Origin of the sequence: Pseudomonas sp. P1.31 (assembly GCF_001269815.1) — a bacterium.
Classification (GTDB): domain Bacteria; phylum Pseudomonadota; class Gammaproteobacteria; order Pseudomonadales; family Pseudomonadaceae; genus Aquipseudomonas; species Aquipseudomonas rustica.
Window position 1 is genome coordinate 99,148 of record NZ_LHVN01000003.1, and the last position, 14,575, is coordinate 113,722.

Below are 14,575 nucleotides of genomic sequence, written 5' to 3' on the forward strand. Positions count from 1 at the left end.
GGTGTTTGATCGGGCGGGTTAGACCAGGATGGAGGTACCGGTCATCTCCGCCGGTTTTTCCAGACCCAGCAGCTTCAGCATGGTCGGTGCCACATCCGCCAGCACGCCGCCTTCACGCACTTTCAGATCACGCTTGCCGACATAAATGAACGGCACCGGCTCGGTGGTGTGCGCGGTGTGCGCCTGGTGGGTTTCTTCGTCGGCCATTTTTTCAACGTTGCCGTGGTCAGCCGTGATCAGCGCTTCACCACCGACCTTTTCCAGTGCTTCAACGATGCGACCGACGCAAGTATCCAGGCATTCAACCGCTTTCACCGCCGCGTCGAACACACCGCTGTGGCCGACCATGTCGCCGTTGGCGTAGTTGACCACGATCACATCGAAACGCTGGTTTTCGATGGCTTCAACGATGCGGTCGGTGACCTCCGGCGCGCTCATTTCCGGCTGCAAGTCGTAAGTGGCGACTTTCGGCGACGGGATCAGAATGCGCTCTTCGCCCGGGAACGGCTCTTCACGACCGCCGGAGAAGAAGAAGGTCACGTGCGCGTATTTCTCGGTTTCAGCGATGCGCAGCTGGGTTTTGCCATTCTTCGCCAAGTAATCGCCGAGCACGTTTTCCAGGCTGCCCGCGGCGAATGCCGACGGTGCCGGGATGCTTGCCGCGTATTGGGTCAGCATGACGAACCCGGCCAGTTTTGGCTGGCGTGCGCGCTCGAAATCCTTGAAATCGTCTTCGACGAATACGCGAGTCAACTCGCGGGCGCGGTCGGCGCGGAAGTTCATGAACACCACAGCGTCGCCGTCTTCAACTTTCACCGGCTCACCGATGGTCGTGGCTTTGACGAATTCGTCGCTCTCGCCGCGAGCGTAAGCCGCGTCGAGGCCTTCCTGCGCGGTGGCGGCGTTGAATTCGCTGTTGCCGTCGACGATCAGGTTGTAGGCCTGAGCGACGCGATCCCAGCGGTTGTCACGATCCATTGCGAAGTAACGGCCGATAATGCTGGCGATGCGGCCCTTGCCCAGTGCCTGGAAGGTTGCATCGAGCAATTCGATCGACGACGCAGCGCTTTTCGGCGGCGTATCGCGGCCATCAAGGAAAGCGTGCAGGTAGATTTTTTCAGCGCCGCGCTTGAAGGCCAGTTCGGCCATCGCGATCAGGTGATCCTGGTGGCTGTGCACGCCGCCATCGGAGAGCAGACCCATGAAGTGCACGGCTTTACCGGCGGCCACGGCTTTATCCACAGCGGCGCAGATGGTCGGGTTCTCGAAGAATTCGCCGTCGCGGATCGACTTGGTCACGCGGGTGAAGTCCTGATACACCACGCGGCCGGCGCCGAGGTTCATGTGGCCGACTTCGGAGTTGCCCATCTGGCCGTCCGGCAGACCGACGTCCATGCCGCTGCCCGAGATCAAGCCGTTTGGCACGGTGGCCCACAGGCGATCAAGGACGGGCTTCTTCGCCGCAAAAACGGCGTTGGATTCGGGGCTTTCGCTGTGACCGAAGCCGTCGAGAATCATCAGGACCAAAGGTTTAGGCGTGGTAGTCATGGAATCCACTCGTGGCTAATAAAGAAGAGGGCGATGGAAAAGGGAGTTGGAGTTTAAAGCTAAGTTCCGACCGCGTCACCGCCGGACGGGGTTTGGCCGACCATAGTGGCTGTGTATACTGGCCGACATTTTAACGCCCTGGAACCTCCTTCGATGGTTGCTCACCTGATTGAATTTGCCACTAACCACTACATTCTTGTCGGTATCTTCGTCGTACTGCTGGCTCTGCTGCTGGCGCACACGATGCAGGGCGGCGGTAAAAGCCTGAGCACCGGCGAACTGACTGCGCTGGTCAATAAAGACGCAGGCGTGGTGGTGGACATCCGTCCGGCCAAGGATTTCGCTGCCGGCCACATCGTTGGCGCGATCAACATTCCCCAGGACAAACTGGCTGCGCGCACCGCCGAGCTGGAAAAGCACAAGACCAAGACCATCATTCTGGTCGACGCCCTGGGCCAGACCGCCGGCACTCACGCCCGCGAACTGATGAAATCCGGCTTTACCGCCGCCAAGCTGTCCGGCGGGATCTCCAGCTGGAAAGGCGACAACCTGCCGCTGGTGAAGTAAATGAGCGAAGTCATCGTCTACTCCAGCGACTACTGCCCTTATTGCTCCCGAGCCAAGTATTTGCTCGAGAACAAAGGCGTGGCCTTCAAAGAGATCAAGGTCGATGGCAAGCCGCAGGTGCGCGCCGAAATGGCCCAGAAAGCGGGGCGCACGTCCGTGCCGCAGATCTGGATCGGCAGCAAGCACATCGGCGGTTGTGATGATTTATTTGCCCTGGAGCGCGCCGGCAAACTCGACGCGCTGCTCAAGGCCTGAACGGCTGCACCCACGTACAGCACTCCCTAAAAGACCCAAGATCAGAAAGGATCTGAGATGACTGACCAACAGAACACTGCAGCCAGCGAAGAAGAAACCGCACCGCAATTTTCCTTGCAGCGCATCTATGTACGCGACCTGTCCTTCGAAGCCCCGAAAAGCCCGGCGATCTTCCGCCAGCAGTGGGATCCGGCGGTCGGTCTGGATCTGAACACTCGTCAGAAAGCGCTGGAAGGTGATTTCTACGAAGTCGTGCTGACCCTGTCCGTCACCGTGAAAAACGGTGAAGAAGTTGCTTTCATCGCTGAAGTGCAACAGGCCGGTATCTTCCTGATCAAGAACCTCGACGCGGCTTCGATGAGCCACACCCTGGGTGCGTTCTGCCCGAACATCCTGTTCCCGTACGCCCGCGAAACCCTGGACAGCCTGGTCACCCGTGGTTCGTTCCCGGCCCTGATGCTGGCTCCGGTGAACTTCGACGCCCTGTACGCGCAAGAACTGCAGCGCATGCAGGAAAGCGGCGAGACGCCAACCGTTCAATAAACGGTCCTGGCTACAACGAAAAAAGCGCCGTAACAGGCGCTTTTTTCTTGGGCTGAAATACTCGTCTCATGTAGGAGCTGCCGCAGGCTGCGATCTTTTGATCTTGATCTTGAAAAGCAGGATCAAAAGATCGCAGCCTTCGGCAGCTCCTACAGTGGAGTCAGGAACTGCGGTTTTGTGGTGTTACTTGAAGTCGTTCTGGCGCCAGGCTTCGTACACGGCGACCGCTACGGTGTTGGACAGGTTCAGGCTACGGCAGCCTTCACGCATCGGCAGACGCAGGCGCTGATCCGGCCCAAGGGCGTCGAGCACTTCCGGCGGCAAGCCACGACTTTCCGGGCCGAAGATGAACGCATCACCCGGGACAAACGCGGCATCATGAAACGGCCGCGAGCCCTTGGTGGTGAACGCATACACCCGAGGGTTGCCGATGCTTTCCAGGCAACTGGCGAGGTCGGCGTGGCGTTGCAGCGTGGCATATTCGTGGTAGTCGAGACCGGCACGGCGCAAGCGCTTGTCGTCCATCTCGAAGCCCAGCGGTTCGATCAAATGCAGGTGGCAGCCGCTGTTGGCGCACAGCCTGATAACGTTGCCGGTATTCGGCGGAATTTCTGGTTGAAAAAGGATGACGTGAAACATGCACGGCTCCGAAGGTAAAGATGACGCGCATTCTACGCCGCAAGCAGACCGGCGTTCGAAACTATTCCCGCGAGTGATCGGTTCGCTGGCGATTGTCGGGATGATGATCGGCTTGATGATTGGCCGTCTGACCACGCCGGATCCCAGTGTGCTGCAGCAAGTCGAAGTGACTGACGGCGGTTTGGTGGTGTGGTTCAACAACGAGCCGAAGCTGCACGGTGAGATCATCGATGGCACCGTGGCCCTGCTGTTTCAGGCCGAGGGCCGAGCGCAGAAAGGTCAGCTCAAGCTCAACGGCAAGGACGTGAACTGGCGCACGCGAGCGAGTGACGGAGGGTTGTTGCTGACGGTGTTGGCGGCGCGGCCGCTGCAGGGAGACTGGGCCGGCAGCAAGGTCGATGACCGCTGGCGGCTGGAGATCCATCTCCGCGAGTAATAAAAGCGGGAATCCCTGACCTGCCTGTATCAGGGTTCCCAAAACGGGGTGGACTTCGCGTGACGCGTCGGTCCGGTGTAAAGAGGGAACCCCCGGCCTGCCTGTACCAAGGATCCCAAAAGGGTGGGCGCATCGCGTGGCGATCTGCGCCCGGTGTAAAGAGGGGAATCCCCGGCCTGCCTGTACCAAGGTCCCCGAAACGGGTGGTGAAACGAATCACCTGTAAGAGGTGTTGCAGGGCGCGTGCCAGGTTTTAATTTGTTGAAACAAAAAAGCTGAGCAGAAACGCGAAAGCCCCGGGATTCGGGGCTTTCGTGTTTTTTGAAGGCTGAGCTTTAAAGGTTTTGAGGTGGTCTTTCGGAAGACTGGCAGTGCCCGATCAAGGGTCATCGTGCATCCATGCGGTGCACAGTGGCCTCAAAAGCATCGCGAGCAGGCTCACTCCTACAGGGGAGCGCATTCCAACTGTAGGAGTGAGCCTGCTCGCGATTGGTCTGACGTTCAGCGAAGAACTTGGGGTTTAACCCTCATCCCCCTCATCCTCATCCGCACCATCAACCTTCATCCCCAATTCCTTGATCTTGCGTGTCAGGGTATTACGCCCCCAACCCAGCAACACCGCCGCATCACGGCGACGTCCGGCCGTGTGCTTCAGCGCCGTCTCGATCATGATCCGCTCAAACGCCGGCACTGCGCTGTCGAGCAAACTCGACTGGCCGCGCGCCAAGGCCTGATCCGCCCACTGACGCAGCGCCTGCTCCCAATTGGTCACTGGCGCCGAATCCTGCGGCAGGTTCAGCAGTTCCGGCGGCAGGTCGCTGATGTGCACTTCGCGCCCGGACGCCATCACCGTGATCCAGCGGCAGGTGTTCTCCAGCTGACGCACGTTGCCGCCCCACGGCAGGTTTTTCAGGTATTCCTCGGTCTCGCTTTTCAGCAGCTTCGGTTCGACCGCCAGTTCTTGCGCGGCGCGGCTGAGGAAGTGCTTGGCCAGGGTCGGGATGTCTTCGCGACGATCCGACAGGCGCGGGATGTGGATGCGGATCACGTTGAGTCGATGGAACAAGTCCTCACGGAATTTGCCGGCGTGCACCAGGGTTTCCAGATTCTGGTGCGTCGCGGCGATGATGCGCACATCGACCTTGACCGGCACATGCCCGCCAACGCGATAGAACTCGCCATCGGCCAGAACCCGCAGCAAACGGGTTTGCGTATCTGCCGGCATGTCGCCGATTTCATCGAGGAACAGCGTGCCGCCGTCAGCCTGTTCAAAGCGGCCGCGACGCAAATTCGCCGCGCCGGTGAACGCGCCTTTCTCATGGCCGAACAGCTCGGACTCCATCAGATCCTTGGGAATCGCCGCCATGTTCAGCGCGATAAACGGCGAGGCCGCGCGCGGGCTGTGGCGGTGCAGGGCGTGGGCGACCAGTTCTTTACCGGTGCCGGATTCGCCGTTGATCAGCACGGTGATGTTGGAGTGGCTCAAGCGCCCGATGGCGCGAAACACTTCCTGCATCGCCGGCGCTTCACCGATGATTTCCGGGGTGCGCGTCAGCGCCGGAACGACTTCCAGGCCTTGCTGTTCCTGCGCGTGCTGATTGGCGCGCTTGACCAGCGACACCGCTTCATCAACGTCGAACGGCTTCGGCAAATACTCGAACGCGCCGCCCTGATACGAGGCGACAGCGCTGTCCAGATCGGAGTGAGCGGTCATGATGATGACCGGCAACCGTGGGTGCTGCTCGCGAATCCGCGCCAACAGATCCAGACCGCTGGCACCCGGCATACGGATGTCGGAAATGATCACGTCAGGCTGCTGACGGGCCAGCCGACTCATCACGCCATCGGCGCTGTCGAAGCTCTGGGTGGTCATGCCTTCCTGCTGCAAGGCCTTTTCCAGAACCCAACGGATAGAACGGTCGTCATCGACGATCCACACGGTTTCACTACGGCTCATGTCGATGTGGCTCCTTGTTCCAGTGGCAGAAAGATCGAGAAGGTGGTGTGGCCTGGATGGCTGTCACACTCGATCAGGCCCTGGTGCTGGCTGATGATGTTCTGGGTAATGGCCAGGCCGAGTCCGGTACCGTCCGGGCGTCCGCTGACCATGGGAAAGAAAATGGTTTCTTGAAGTTCCGCGGGGATCCCCGGGCCGTTGTCGATGATCTCGATCTTGGTCACCAGACGATGACGGACGTGGCCGATGGTGAACTGGCGCATGGCGCGGGTGCGCAGGCTGATGCGGCCCAGGCGCAGTTCGTTCTGGCTGCTGATCGCCTGCATGGCATTGCGCACGATATTCAACACCGCCTGAATCATTTGTTCGCGGTCGATCAACACGTCGGGAATGCTTGGGTCGTAATCGCGCACCAAGGTGATGCAGCCCTGGCTTTCGGCTTCGACCAGATGGCAAACGCGTTCCAGCACTTCGTGAATGTTGCACATCGCCAGCGACGGCAACTTGTTCGAGCCGAGCATGCGGTCGACCAGATTGCGCAGGCGATCGGCCTCTTCAATGATCACGTTGGTGTAATCGCGCAGGCTTTCTTCCGGCAGTTCGCGGGCGAGCAACTGCGCGGCGCCACGGATGCCGCCCAGCGGGTTCTTGATCTCGTGGGCGAGGCCGCGCACCAGCATTTTGCTGGTTTCCTGTTTGGAAATTTGCGCCTCTTCCTTGGTGATCCGCAGCAAGCGATCACGCGGATGCACTTCCAGCAGGAGCATGGTCGCGCCGTTACTGAGGATCGGCGTAACCGCATAATCCACGGTCAAGGTCTGGCCGGTGAGGGCAGTGAGCATCGCTTCGCGCTTGGTAAACGGGTGCGCCTGCTCTACCGCTTGGCGCAACGAATTCAGCGCTTCGGTGGATTCAGTGAACAGCTCGCTGATGAATTGCCCATGGCTACGCTGCCCGCTGATGGCGAGCAGCATCTCCGCCGCCGGGTTCATGTACTCAAGGCGCAGTTCGGCGTCGAGCAGGATGGTGGCGGTGGTCAGGTTGTCGAGCAGCAAACGGTGGATTGCGTCGCTAATGGTCATCGGAGCCTCTTTTGGGGGCGGAGCGTGCGCAACAAGCAAGCGTCGGTGAACTGAAAATGCAAAAACCAAACCAAGGCTCTGAAAAGAAGCGCTTAACCCCTGAAACAGGCGTTTGACGCTCGTTTACGTGGCACTGGGCCAGCTCTCGCGGGTAGTTTCGAACCAAAATGGGTTGGAATGTGAGTACGGTGCAGGCTATTGCACCAATATAGTGCGCAAAGCTGAACGGCGTTAGAAGAAACGCAGGAAGGGGTTTTTCGGCTCGGGCGGTTTGTCTTTCAAAGGGCATTCCGGACGTACGCCGTAGTCGTCGGCGGCGCAGGGTTTGACCTGGCGCTTCTGCGCGAGGGAAATGCGCAACATGTGGAACGGCTGGTTGGCGGTGCGTTCGACGGTGCGGCCCTCCAAATCGAGGATTTCAACCGAGAGATTGTGGCTGCCGCGATCAATGTTGTTCAGCGGGAACACAGGGCTCAGGCCGGGTTCGCCGGTGGCCTGGCCGTCCAGTAATAGGCGATAGCGGTGACCACGTTGCAGGCCGGGTTCGCTGGTGACGCTGACGATGATTTCGCCGGCGCTGCTGCGAATCGTCGCATCGGGTTCGGGCACCAGAATGCGCAGCATGTCGTAGTGGAAGGGCGGTTGCTCCGGTGATTTTTTCGCGGTGGTGATCGGTGCAGCGGCGGTGGGGTTGGCGGACATGCGATTGCTGGTCGCGATCGGTACGCGCTTGGCGTTGCTGCGCGGTTGATCGGTGTAGACGCGATTGCCCTGGGCATCAATGTAAGTGAACACCTCGGCTGAGGCCTGCAGTGTCACCAGCACCATCGCGACGATCAGCCATGCGCGGATCATGGCGTGTGCACCCGCTGTACGCTGAGAGCGACTGGCGGGCTCTGTTGAATGATCGTCTGACCGTCGATGACCTGCACGGCGAGACGATGCTCGCCGCGATCGACGTTGACCAATTGCAGGATCGGCACATTGCTTGGCTGACCGTAGGGTTCGTCATCGAGTACCAGCCTCAGTTGATGCGGCGGTTGCAGACGCGGCTTGATCAGCACGTTGACGGTGAAGGTGCCGTTGTTCGCGCGCAGGGCTTCTTCGGTGGGCAGCCCGGCGAGTTCGAGGATGTCGTAGGCGTTGCGCTGAGGTTCGCGGTTGTCGCTGACGGGCGCAGGGGGTGCGCTCGGCGCTTGCGGCTCGACGCGATTGAGCGGCGGCAACTCCACGGGCTGCGCCTGTACGCCGTCCGGCGAGTGATCGCTGTAGACGGTGTTGCCGTTGGCATCGGTGTACTTGTAGATCTGCGCGGCGGCGGGCAGGGCGATCAACAATAGAATATAGAGAAAGGTGCGACCCATGAAATCGACCGGGATTGAAAGCGATGGGGTGCAGCATAGGTCAGGGTGGGCGAGAGGCCCAAGCTGTTAACAATTGGAATTGAAAAGCAAAGTCAAAAGATCGCAGCCTTCGGCAGCTCCTACAGGGATCGATGTAGGAGCTGCCGAAGGCTGCGATCTTTTGATCTGCAATAAAAAAGGCCTCCCGAAGGAGGCCTCTTTTACTCACGCCACGGAACGCGGCGCTACCGGATCAGCAGCTGTAGTACAGCTCATATTCCAGTGGGTGTACGAAGGTACGAACCTTGATTTCTTCTTCCGATTTCAGCGCGATGTAAGCGTCGATGAAGTCGTCGGAGAATACGCCGCCCTTGGTCAGGAACGCGCGGCCCTTGTCCAGCTCTTCCAGGGCTTCTTTCAGGCTGCCGCAAACTTGTGGGATCTCTTTCGCCTCTTCAGGCGGCAGGTCGTACAGGTTTTTGTCAGCAGCGTCGCCAGGGTGGATCTTGTTCTGGATACCGTCCAGACCAGCCATCAGCAGTGCTGCGAAGGCCAGGTACGGGTTGGCAGCCGGATCCGGGAAGCGGGCTTCGATACGGCGGGCTTTCGGGCTCGACACGTAAGGAATACGGATCGAAGCGGAACGGTTGCGAGCCGAGTAGGCCAGCATGACCGGAGCTTCGAAGCCTGGTACCAGACGCTTGTACGAGTTGGTCGCCGGGTTGGTGAAGCCGTTCAGGGCCTTACCGTGTTTGATGATGCCGCCGATGAAGTACAGAGCGGTATCGGACAGGCCGGCATAGCCTTCACCTGCGAAGGTGTTCTTGCCGTCTTTCCAGATCGACATGTGTACGTGCATGCCCGAACCGTTGTCGCCGTACAGTGGCTTCGGCATGAAGGTCGCGGTGCGGCCGTAAGCGTCAGCAACGTTGTGTACAACGTACTTCAGGGTTTGGGTTTCGTCGGCTTTCTTCACCAGGGTGTTGAACTTGACGCCGATTTCGTTCTGGCCGGCAGTCGCCACTTCGTGGTGGTGAACTTCAACGGTCAGGCCCATTTCTTCCAGTGCGTTGCACATGGAGGTACGGATTTCGTGGTCGTGGTCGAACGGTGGAACCGGGAAGTAGCCGCCTTTGACGCCTGGACGGTGACCCTTGTTGCCGCCTTCGATGTCCTGGTCGGACATCCACGAACCTTGCTCGGAGTAGATCTTGAACATCGAGCCGGAAATGTCCGACTTGAATTTCACCGAGTCAAAGATGAAGAATTCTGGCTCTGGACCGGCGAATACGGTGTCACCGATACCGGTGGCTTTCAGGTGTTCTTCGGCGCGCTTGGCGATCGCACGTGGGTCGCGGTCGTAGCCTTGCATGCTCGAAGGTTCGATGATGTCGCACACCAGGATCAGGGTGGCGTCTTCGGTGAACGGGTCGAGAACGGCAGTTTCGTCAACCGGCATCAGGATCATGTCGGAGGCTTCGATGCCTTTCCAGCCAGCGATGGAGGAGCCGTCGAACATTTTGCCGACTTCGAAGAAGTCATCGTCCAAAGCATCGCGAGCCGGCATGGTCACGTGGTGCTGAGTACCTTTGGTGTCCGTGAAGCGCAGATCAATCCACTTGACGTCATGATCTTTGATGAGTTGAACCGTCTTCGACATATGTCCTCCGGGTGGCTTCGGGCTTGGTAGTGGATGCCCTTAAATGTGGGTGATGCCGGCGCGAATACTCTGCCAAGGCAACCTGCCTCACAAGGGAGCAAATTGCATGCCAGTGCCCCAGCATGGGTTTTTTGCCCCAAATTCACGCTTATTAAGGTGCAAAGCGCCTTAATGCTGCAAATCTCGCCCCCTAATGTAGCGTCCCCAATCGAAAATGACCCGTTTTGGTGCAGACAAAACCTTCTGCACATTAACTGGTTAAACCTTGAGCAATTTCCGCTATAATCCGCGCCCCCCTTTTTCGGCTGGCCGTTCGCGCGCTGTTTTCATGAAACTAATCGTAAAAGTCTTCCCCGAGATCACCATCAAAAGCCGACCTGTCCGGACGAAATTCATCCGCCAGTTGGCCAAGAACATCCGCACCGTGCTCCGCGACCTGGACCCGGCCGTGGTGGTGAACGGTGTGTGGGACAATCTCGAGCTGGAAACCCGCATTACCGATGCCAAAGCCTTGAAAGAGATGGGTGAGCGCCTGACCTGCATGCCGGGCATCGCGCACTTTCTGCAGATCGACGAGTACCCGCTGGGGGACTTCGACGACATCACCGAGAAGTGCAAAGAGCACTACGGCGATGCGCTGGCCGGGAAGATCTTTTCGGTGCGTTGCAAGCGTGCCGGCAAGCACGCCTTCAGCTCGATGGACGTGGAAAAATACGTCGGCAGCAAGCTGCGTCGTGAGTGCGGTGCTGCCGGGATTGACCTGAAATCGCCGGAAATCGAAGTCCGTATCGAAGTTCGCGACAAACGGTTGTTTGTGATTCACAGCCAGCACAACGGCATCGGCGGTTACCCGCTCGGCGCCCTTGAGCAGACACTGGTATTGATGTCCGGCGGCTTTGACTCGACCGTTGCGGCCTACCAGATCATTCGTCGCGGCCTGATGACCCACTTCTGTTTCTTCAATCTGGGCGGTCGCGCCCATGAATTGGGCGTTATGGAAGTCGCGCATTTCATCTGGAAGAAGTACGGCAGCTCGCAACGCGTGCTATTTGTCAGTGTTCCGTTCGAAGAAGTTCTCGGCGAAATTCTCCTCAAAGTCGATAACAGTCATATGGGCGTCGTATTGAAGCGTATGATGTTGCGCGCGGCGTCCAACATCGCTGACCGCCTGCAGATCGAAGCGCTGGTCACCGGCGAAGCGATCTCCCAGGTGTCGAGCCAGACGTTGCCGAACCTGTCGGTGATCGACTGCGTGACCGACAAGCTTGTCCTGCGCCCGCTGATCGTGGCGCACAAGCAGGACATCATCGACACGGCCAATGAAATCGGCACCGCCGATTTCGCCCGGCACATGCCGGAATACTGCGGGGTCATTTCGGTCAACCCGAAGACCGCCGCCAAACGCGGTCGCGTTGAGCACGAAGAGAAAGAATTCGACATGGCGGTGCTCGAGCGTGCGCTCGAAAACGCCAAACTGGTGCCGATCGATCGCGTGATCGACGAATTGGGCCAGGACGTACAGATTGAAGAAGTCAGCGAAGCACTGGCTGGCCAGATCGTGATCGACATCCGTCACCCGGATGCCGCCGAGGATGAGCCGCTGGAACTCGCTGGCGTAGAAGTACAGACGATGCCGTTCTACGCAGTGAACGCTCGTTTCAAGGAGCTGGATCCGACTCGCCAGTACCTGCTGTATTGCGACAAAGGCGTGATGAGTCGCCTGCATGCTCACCATTTGCTCAGTGAGGGGCATGCCAATGTGCGCGTTTATCGACCGAGCTAAGTGCCCGGGGCTGTTTGCCTGTGGCCTGCGTCACCGGCCCCCCGACACCGCCGTCAAGCTGTAACGGCCATGCCGGACACTACTGCTAATCGCTGCCAAGACTTGTCAGCAAACCGAATCCTCTGATCGAGATACACAAGTGATCGAAAATCTACGTAACATCGCCATCATTGCCCACGTTGACCATGGTAAAACCACCCTGGTAGACAAACTCCTGCGTCAATCCGGCACTCTGGAGCGCAACGAGCTCAACGACGAGCGCGTGATGGACTCCAACGACCAGGAAAAAGAGCGCGGTATTACCATTCTGGCGAAAAACACCGCCATCAACTGGAACGGCTACCACATCAACATCGTGGACACCCCGGGCCACGCCGACTTCGGCGGCGAAGTTGAACGCGTAATGTCGATGGTTGACTCCGTTCTGCTGCTGGTTGACGCTCAAGACGGCCCTATGCCGCAAACCCGTTTCGTGACCAAGAAGGCTTTCGAAGCCGGCCTGCGTCCAATCGTGGTCATCAACAAGGTTGACCGTCCAGGCGCGCGTCCGGACTGGGTTCTGGATCAGATCTTCGACCTGTTCGACAACCTCGGTGCTTCCGAAGAACAACTGGACTTCCAGGTTGTTTACGCCTCGGCCCTGAACGGCATTGCCGGTCTGGATCACACCGACATGGCTGAAGACATGACTCCGCTGTACCAAGCGGTTGTCGATCACGTTCCGGCCCCTAAAGTCGACCGTGAAGGCGCGTTCCAGATGCAGATCTCCGCACTGGACTACAACAGCTTCCTGGGTGTTATCGGCGTTGGCCGTATCGCTCGTGGTCGCGTCAAGCCGAACACCCCGGTTGTGGCTATCGGTGCCGACGGCAAGCGTCGCAACGGTCGTATCCTGAAGCTGATGGGTCACCACGGTCTGCACCGTATTGACGTTGAAGAAGCTGCAGCAGGCGACATCGTTTGCATCAGCGGTATGGAATCGCTGTTCATCTCCGACACCCTGTGCGACCCGCTGACTGTTGAGGCGATGAAGCCTCTGACCGTTGACGAGCCAACCGTTTCGATGACCTTCCAGGTAAACGACTCGCCATTCTGCGGTAAAGAAGGCAAGTTCGTGACCTCCCGTAACATCAAGGATCGTCTGGACAAAGAGCTGCTGTACAACGTTGCACTGCGCGTTGAAGAAGGCGACTCGGCTGACAAGTTCAAGGTTTCCGGCCGTGGTGAGCTGCACCTCTCGGTACTGATCGAAACCATGCGTCGCGAAGGCTTCGAGCTGGCCCTGGGCCGTCCGGAAGTAATCATTCGTGAAGTGAACGGCGTTAAACAAGAACCGTTCGAAAACGTAACCATCGACATCCCTGAAGATTCGCAGGGCAAGGTCATGGAAGAGATGGGTCTGCGTAAAGGCGACCTGACCAACATGGTTCCGGATGGTAAGGGCCGTGTTCGTCTGGAATACAACATCCCTGCTCGCGGTCTGATCGGTTTCCGTAACCAGTTCCTGACCCTGACCAACGGTGCTGGCATCCTGACCTCGATCTTCGATCGTTACGACACCGTCAAGTCGGGCCACATGTCCGGCCGTCAGAACGGCGTTCTGGTTTCGGTTGAAACCGGTAAGGCACTGACCTACTCGCTGGAAACCCTGCAGGCTCGTGGCAAGCTGTTCGTAGAACACGGTCAAGAGATCTACAACGGTCAAATCGTTGGTCAGAACAGCCGTGACAACGACCTGGGCGTTAACCCTACCAAGGGCAAGAAGCTCGACAACATGCGTGCTTCGGGTAAAGACGAAACCATCGCTCTGGTTCCACCAGTGAAGTTCACTCTGGAACAGGCTCTGGAATACATCCAGGAAGACGAGCTGTGCGAAGTAACTCCTAAGTCCATCCGTCTTCGCAAGAAGATCCTGGACGAAAGCGAGCGTACCCGCGCTGCCAAGAAAGCCAAGAACTGAGTCATTAGTTCAGGCTGAATGAAAACGCCCCCGGTCGCGAGACCGGGGGCGTTTTTGTTTGTCTGGGGAAAGTTTGTTAGTTCTGAAGAGCCCCTCACCCTAGCCCTCTCCCGGAGGGAGAGGGGACTGAATGGGGGATGCTCAGGGGATACGTCGACTTGAAAGAATTCTGCTGAATCCAAAATCGATTTGGTGGGGCTTTATCGAATCCATAATCGACTGGATTTTTCAGGTCGGTGTCAGGCGCCAGACACCTCGGTCGGCTCCCTCTCCCTCCGGGAGAGGGCTGGGGTGAGGGGAAGCTTTTAAAACTTCTCGATCGCGCGGAAATTCTGCTCGCGCACCACTTCCTTCGGCTTGTACGCGCAATACCCCGGCCGTGGCCCGATCTTCGGGTGATTGCGGCAGGTATCCGGGCGCTTGTCATAAATGGTGCACAGGCGGCTCTTACGATCCAGGTAGTAGCAATCGTTGTTGCTCATGCGCTGCAGGGTGAAGATGCCGGACTTCTGATTGAAGCGTTCAACCAGGCCTTCCTTCTGTAAACGCTTGGCGATGTTCTTCGGCGGGTCACCGAGTTCGAACTCGTCGACCACACCGATGCGCACCAGATCCTTGATTTTCACCTCAACCGGCAGCGTGCAGCAGCTGGATATGCAGGAACCGCACATCGGGGCTGAATATTTTGCCCACGTATCGAGACGATCGATCTCGGCGGCGGCAATCAGGTTGGGCTTCATCATCGGGAGTTACCAGGCGTGTGTGCATCAGGGCGCGCGATCATACCGGGACTGGTGGATTT

The 14,575-nt window shown here is 58.6% G+C and carries 14 protein-coding genes; 6 read left to right on the plus strand and 8 right to left on the minus strand.

Annotated elements, in window-relative coordinates:
• Nucleotides 1-18 precede the first annotated feature (18 nt).
• Entirely contained in the window at nucleotides 19-1,548 is a 1,530-nt protein-coding gene (gene gpmI, locus AD669_RS01275; protein ID WP_053116595.1) for a 2,3-bisphosphoglycerate-independent phosphoglycerate mutase, read from the minus strand.
• A 153-nt stretch (nucleotides 1,549-1,701) separates the two neighbouring features.
• On the opposite strand from gpmI, the gene AD669_RS01280 reads away from it, so the two are divergent.
• The 3 genes from AD669_RS01280 to secB are packed head-to-tail and all read left to right on the plus strand — an operon-like array spanning nucleotide 1,702 to nucleotide 2,913.
• Entirely contained in the window at nucleotides 1,702-2,115 is a 414-nt protein-coding gene (locus tag AD669_RS01280; protein WP_053116596.1) for a rhodanese-like domain-containing protein, read from the plus strand.
• Entirely contained in the window at nucleotides 2,116-2,370 is a 255-nt protein-coding gene (grxC, locus tag AD669_RS01285; protein ID WP_007909231.1) for a glutaredoxin 3, read from the plus strand.
• Nucleotides 2,371-2,427: 57 nt separating this feature from the next.
• Entirely contained in the window at nucleotides 2,428-2,913 is a 486-nt protein-coding gene (gene secB / locus AD669_RS01290) for a protein-export chaperone SecB (protein WP_016772114.1), read from the plus strand.
• 183 nt (nucleotides 2,914-3,096) lie between these two features.
• On the opposite strand, the gene AD669_RS01295 is transcribed toward secB, so the two are convergent.
• A complete protein-coding gene (locus AD669_RS01295) occupies nucleotides 3,097-3,552 on the minus strand; it encodes a tRNA (cytidine(34)-2'-O)-methyltransferase (RefSeq protein WP_053116597.1) in 456 nt (151 codons plus the stop codon).
• On the opposite strand from AD669_RS01295, the gene AD669_RS01300 reads away from it, so the two are divergent.
• The gene (locus tag AD669_RS01300) at nucleotides 3,551-3,988 is read left to right on the plus strand and encodes a hypothetical protein (protein WP_053116598.1); all 438 of its coding nucleotides are present in this window, start codon (nucleotides 3,551-3,553) and stop codon (nucleotides 3,986-3,988) included. The genes AD669_RS01295 and AD669_RS01300 overlap by 2 nt on opposite strands.
• Before the next feature lie 520 nt (nucleotides 3,989-4,508).
• Here the strand turns inward: AD669_RS01300 and ntrC are convergent.
• The 5 genes from ntrC to glnA form a co-directional block, all read right to left on the minus strand.
• Complete coding sequence (gene ntrC, locus AD669_RS01305; RefSeq protein WP_053116599.1) at nucleotides 4,509-5,945, minus strand: nitrogen regulation protein NR(I); 1,437 nt, start codon at nucleotides 5,943-5,945, stop codon at nucleotides 4,509-4,511.
• Complete coding sequence (gene glnL / locus AD669_RS01310; RefSeq protein ID WP_053116600.1) at nucleotides 5,942-7,027, minus strand: nitrogen regulation protein NR(II); 1,086 nt, start codon at nucleotides 7,025-7,027, stop codon at nucleotides 5,942-5,944. Before glnL ends, ntrC begins: the two co-directional genes overlap by 4 nt.
• A 231-nt stretch (nucleotides 7,028-7,258) precedes the next feature.
• The gene (locus tag AD669_RS01315) at nucleotides 7,259-7,882 is read right to left on the minus strand and encodes a DUF4124 domain-containing protein (protein ID WP_053116601.1); all 624 of its coding nucleotides are present in this window, start codon (nucleotides 7,880-7,882) and stop codon (nucleotides 7,259-7,261) included.
• Nucleotides 7,879-8,391, minus strand: a complete 513-nt coding sequence (locus AD669_RS01320) for a DUF4124 domain-containing protein (protein ID WP_053116602.1) — start codon at nucleotides 8,389-8,391, stop codon at nucleotides 7,879-7,881. The genes AD669_RS01315 and AD669_RS01320 overlap by 4 nt, the downstream gene beginning before the upstream one ends.
• A gap of 232 nt (nucleotides 8,392-8,623) precedes the next feature.
• Nucleotides 8,624-10,030 (minus strand): type I glutamate--ammonia ligase, encoded by a 1,407-nt coding sequence (gene glnA / locus AD669_RS01325; RefSeq protein WP_008080570.1) that lies wholly within the window; start codon nucleotides 10,028-10,030, stop codon nucleotides 8,624-8,626.
• A 328-nt stretch (nucleotides 10,031-10,358) separates the two neighbouring features.
• On the opposite strand from glnA, the gene thiI reads away from it, so the two are divergent.
• Together thiI and typA are read left to right on the plus strand one after the other, a co-directional pair.
• Nucleotides 10,359-11,813, plus strand: coding sequence for a tRNA uracil 4-sulfurtransferase ThiI (thiI, locus tag AD669_RS01330; RefSeq protein ID WP_053116603.1), 1,455 nt, complete (start codon nucleotides 10,359-10,361; stop codon nucleotides 11,811-11,813).
• Between the two features lie 139 nt (nucleotides 11,814-11,952).
• Entirely contained in the window at nucleotides 11,953-13,773 is a 1,821-nt protein-coding gene (typA, locus tag AD669_RS01335; RefSeq protein ID WP_053116604.1) for a translational GTPase TypA, read from the plus strand.
• 305 nt (nucleotides 13,774-14,078) lie between these two features.
• Here the strand turns inward: typA and AD669_RS01340 are convergent, their stop codons facing one another.
• Nucleotides 14,079-14,516, minus strand: coding sequence for a YkgJ family cysteine cluster protein (locus AD669_RS01340; protein ID WP_008080573.1), 438 nt, complete (start codon nucleotides 14,514-14,516; stop codon nucleotides 14,079-14,081).
• Between the last annotated feature and the right edge of the window lie 59 nt (nucleotides 14,517-14,575).